Genomic DNA, 4574 nt, shown 5'->3' with positions numbered 1-4574 from the left:
CTAGTAAGATCCCTTGAAGAACACAAGGTTGATAGGTGAGGGGTGTAAGCATGGTAACATGTTCAGCTGACTCATACTAATAGATCGAGGGCTTGACCAAAATAAAAGGTAATTAACAAAAACTAAGATTTATATATGCAATTTTCAGAGAACAAACTCTGAAAAAGGAAACTCAAAAGCTTTGGCTAATGAGTATTATTTCAAAAAGAAATCTAAGATTTCTGTGAAATAGCATCTGGTAATGATGCGTAATTTGGTAACACCCGTACCCATTCCGAACACGACGGTTAAGCAAATTACGGCTGATGGTACTGCACGGGAGACTGTGTGGGAGAGTAAGTGGTTGCCAGGTAATTGTAAAACACCCTATAACATTTGTTATAGGGTGTTTTTTATTAATAAAAAACATATTATTGTAAATAATATTAAGTAGCTATATTATTTGTAATAAAGTGTGGTGATATATTGGCAGATTTAGAGATTTATTTAAATTTTATTTTAAATAATCCTATAGAAAGAATAGTAGTTGCTTTATTCATAATATATTTTTTTATATTAGTAAATAAGTATATTATATGTAGAGTATTAAATTTAATATTAAAGTTAGTTGATCGCACAGATAATAATTTTGATAATAATCTCATAAAAGCAGGAATTATGCCTATAAAATTATTAATTATATTTATAGGGATTTACCTAGCTTTAGAATATATTAATATTGGAAACGTTAGAAATATACCTATGCCTAATAATAAGTTTATAAAATCGGCTATAGTTATTGTAGTAGGTCTGTTTTTGTATAATTTAACTTTAGAGGATTCGATTTTATACTGTAGAATTAAAAAGAAAGAAAATATAGATAAGATAGTATTTCCTTTTATATCTATAGGGGCTAGGCTTATAGTTATAGTTATATGCATAAGTATAATTGCAAAAGAATTTGGATTTACTGGATTTATAACAGGGTTAGGAGTAAGTGGAATAGCATTAGCGTTAGCTGCACAAGATACTTTTTCTAATTTATTTGGAGGTATAATAATAGTGTTAGATAAACCTTTTGCTATTGGGGATTGGATACAAACTGAAACAGTAGAAGGAACTGTTGAGCAAATAACTTTCAGAAGTACTAGAGTAAGGGCCTTTTCAAAAGCAATAGTAACTGTACCTAACTCTAAATTAGCAAATTCAAATATTATAAATTGGACTCAAAGAGGTATGAGAAGAATACATTTTAAATTTGTCATATCATTTGAAACAGATATAGAAAAAATAGAAAGCATTATAAAAGAAATAGAGTTAATGTTGAACAATAACAAAAAGGTAGAAAAAGAGTTAATAATTGTTAGTTTAAGCGAAATAACAGTTTATGGGTATGGAATATTTATATACTTTTATACTAATATAATTGATTATAAAGAATATGAGAAGGTTAAAGAAAATATAAATTTAAATATTATTAAAATTTTACAGAGTAGTAGTATAAAATTTGCATATCCAATTTTAGGCATGGATGATAAAATAAATAAAGAGAAGTTACAGATAGAGACAATAAAAAATATTAATCAGGAGGAAATAACATAAAATGCAAGTATTAAAAGAGGCATGTGTAGGAAGTTATATTCAAGCTATTAATGCAGAAAAGTTGGGTGCAGATAGAATTGAGTTATGTGATAATTTAAATGAAGGAGGTACAACTCCTAGTTTAGGTACTATAAAATTAGCAAGGTTAAAGATTAAAGTGCCTATAAATGTAATAATTAGACCAAGGGGAGGAGATTATATATATACAAATGATGAGATTATCATAATGGAAAATGATATTAAATTATGTAAGGATTTAAATGTTAATGGTGTAGTAATTGGTATACTTAATAATAAAAACGAAATTGATATAGAGAATATGAAAAGGCTTATAGAGTTAGCAAAGCCACTTAGTATAACATTTCATATGGCTTTTGATGAAATTAAAGATAAAAAGAAGGCTATAGATGACTTATATACTTTAGGAGTAGACAGGATATTAACAAAAGGTGGAGAAGTAAGTGCTATTAAAAACAAAGAGAATTTGAAGGAATTAATAAATTATTCAAAGGATAGAATAACAATTTTGCCTGGGGGAGGACTTACTAAGGATAACTATTTTGACTTTGTTAAATATGTTGGAGCAGTTGAAGTGCATGGTAGTAGGATAGTAGGCAATTTATAAGTAAAAAAAGAGCAGTTTAATAATTTAAGGTATATTAAACTGTTCTTTTACGGGTTAGGTATTTAATCAAAAATTTCACTAGCCTTTCTAGGTACTAAAGGTGTTGAGCAAACTACTCTATTCATATTAACTATATTTGAATTATTTATTAAGTATTGAATAGATACTACATTGTTAAATTGTCTTAAAGATAATAAATTATTAGCACCTATAGGATTCAATCCTATATTATTTAATAAATTAGGATTGAAGAAAAAGTTATTAGTAGAGATTAAATCATTATTACTTAGAGAATTATCCATAAAAACACCTCAATAACAATCTTGATATATACATTATATTCAAACTTATAAATATAATTTACTGTTTATGTTAAAAATGTAATAATTATTTAATTAAGTGTATTGATAAAATAGACTAAAGTAATATATCTTTGTTAAAATGTAATAAAATATATATGAAAAAATAATAAAATGTAAAAAAATGCAGCCTTAATATTTAAATGTAACAATTATAGCAAATAAAATCTTATAAAATTGTTAATAATATAATTGACGATTAACATTGATAAAAAAATTAAAAGTTATATAATTATTCTTTGGTAGACTATTTAAAATCAAAGGAGGAATTTAATATGACTATGAAGTTAAGAAAAGTTGCTATAGTTGGAACTGGATTGGTAGGTTCAAGTTGCGCATTTTCACTAATAAATCAATGTGTATGTGAAGAAATTTTAATGATAGACATAAATGAAGAAAGAGCAAAAGGTGAAGCATGGGATATTACACATGCTGTGGAGTACATGCCTTATAAAACTAAAGTATATAGTGCAAAATATGAAGAATGTAAGGATGTTGATGCAATTATTATAACAGCAGGAGCACCACCAAAGCTTGGACAAACTAGGTTAGATACACTAGGTATAAGTGCTAAAATATGCCGTTCAATAGTGGAACCAATAATGGAATCTGGGTTTAATGGATTTTTTATACTTGTTTCAAATCCGGTTGATATAATTGCTTATCATGTATGGAAATTATCAGGGTTACCAAAAAATAAAATTATAGGAACAGGGACATCAGTAGATTCAGCAAGATTAAAGACTATATTATCAGAAAAATTAGAAGGAATAGATACAAAATCAATACAAGCATTCTCAATGGGAGAACATGGAGATTCACAAATGGTTCCATGGTCCCATATTAGTGTTGCAGGAGAACCATTTTTAAAAATGATAGATAAAAATGATAAACTTAGAAATATTAATCTAGATGAAATAGTAACAAAAACAGCGAAAGTTGGATGGGAAATTTACGAAAGAAAGGGTACAACCTATTATGGAATAGCAGCTGCAGCTATTGGAATAATAAAATCAATATTCCATGATGAAAAGAGAATAATACCAGTATCAGCTATGTTAAACGGTGAATATGGCGAAGAAAATATATATACTGGAGTTCCTTGTATAATAGGTAAAAATGGAGTAGAAAAAGTAATAGAAATAGAAATGACAGAGGATGAATTAGTTAGATTTAAAAGATCCAATTCTGTATTAAGAGAATATATGTCAACTATAGGTTACTAATTAATTCTGCATTATTAATGTAGAAAGATATAATTAAATAATGAAAAAATAAAAATGAAACTATAAAAGAAGAAAATTTAAAGTTTTATTATATAAAATAAACAGAAAAGGATATAGGAATCCTATTGATATATGTATATATTGGTAGGATTCCTATATCTTTTTCTACATTTTCAAGAAAAACTATACCTAGCGTGTCTACAGACGAAAAAGATAGAACTATGGAGAAATATACACATAAATAGTGTTAATATACATATACAATAAGTAATAGTAATTATATTAATTAAAAACATGATATTATAAAACACGTCGCTAAGATATGTATCTTTACGACAGACCACTTCAACAAATTTTAATATTAACTAAGATGTTGAGAACATTAAACAAGTATTAAAAAAATGTTGACATGAAAATGAAAAGGTGGTAACATAGTAAAAGTCGTCGGAAGATGACGAATGAAATTTGGTCTTTGAAAATTAAACAGAGCAAGAAAATATATGACCAGCAATTCTTTATGATTTAAATCATAAGACATACAACAGTAATGAGCTACAAACTTTAAATTGAGAGTTTGATCCTGGCTCAGGACGAACGCTGGCGGCGTGCTTAACACATGCAAGTCGAGCGAGCAGATTCCCTTCGGGGATGAAGCTAGCGGCGGACGGGTGAGTAACACGTGGGCAACCTGCCTTATAGAGGGGGATAGCCTTCCGAAAGGAAGATTAATACCGCATAACATCAGATTATCGCATGGTAGACTGATCAAAGGAGCAATCCGCT

The 4574-nt window shown here is 27.9% G+C and carries 4 protein-coding genes and 3 rRNA genes; 6 read left to right on the top strand and 1 reads right to left on the bottom strand.

Annotated elements, in window-relative coordinates:
- The 4 genes from BUB01_RS22435 to BUB01_RS22420 form a co-directional block, all read left to right on the top strand.
- Positions 1-100, top strand: a 23S ribosomal RNA gene (locus BUB01_RS22435); the annotation flags it as partial.
- Between the two features lie 134 nt (positions 101-234).
- Positions 235-352 (top strand): 5S ribosomal RNA (gene rrf / locus BUB01_RS22430).
- Positions 353-465: 113 nt separating this feature from the next.
- Positions 466-1581 (top strand): mechanosensitive ion channel family protein, encoded by a 1116-nt coding sequence (locus tag BUB01_RS22425; protein ID WP_072993936.1) that lies wholly within the window; start codon positions 466-468, stop codon positions 1579-1581.
- A gap of 1 nt (position 1582) precedes the next feature.
- Positions 1583-2206, top strand: coding sequence for a copper homeostasis protein CutC (locus BUB01_RS22420; RefSeq protein WP_072993933.1), 624 nt, complete (start codon positions 1583-1585; stop codon positions 2204-2206).
- A gap of 62 nt (positions 2207-2268) precedes the next feature.
- Here the strand turns inward: BUB01_RS22420 and BUB01_RS22415 are convergent, their stop codons facing one another.
- Positions 2269-2508 (bottom strand): hypothetical protein, encoded by a 240-nt coding sequence (locus tag BUB01_RS22415; RefSeq protein ID WP_072993930.1) that lies wholly within the window; start codon positions 2506-2508, stop codon positions 2269-2271.
- A 332-nt stretch (positions 2509-2840) separates the two neighbouring features.
- Between BUB01_RS22415 and BUB01_RS22410 the strand changes: the two genes are divergently transcribed.
- Together BUB01_RS22410 and BUB01_RS22405 are read left to right on the top strand one after the other, a co-directional pair.
- On the top strand, positions 2841-3791 hold the full coding sequence (locus tag BUB01_RS22410; protein ID WP_072993927.1) for an L-lactate dehydrogenase: 951 nt from the start codon (positions 2841-2843) through the stop codon (positions 3789-3791).
- Between the two features lie 562 nt (positions 3792-4353).
- A 16S ribosomal RNA gene (locus tag BUB01_RS22405) occupies positions 4354-4574 on the top strand; the annotation flags it as partial.

Source organism: Clostridium cavendishii DSM 21758 (assembly GCF_900141845.1).
Classification (GTDB): Bacteria; Bacillota; Clostridia; order Clostridiales; family Clostridiaceae; genus Clostridium_AG; species Clostridium_AG cavendishii.
Note: the sequence above shows the minus strand (reverse complement) of the source record. Positions and strands in the feature narration are given on the sequence as shown.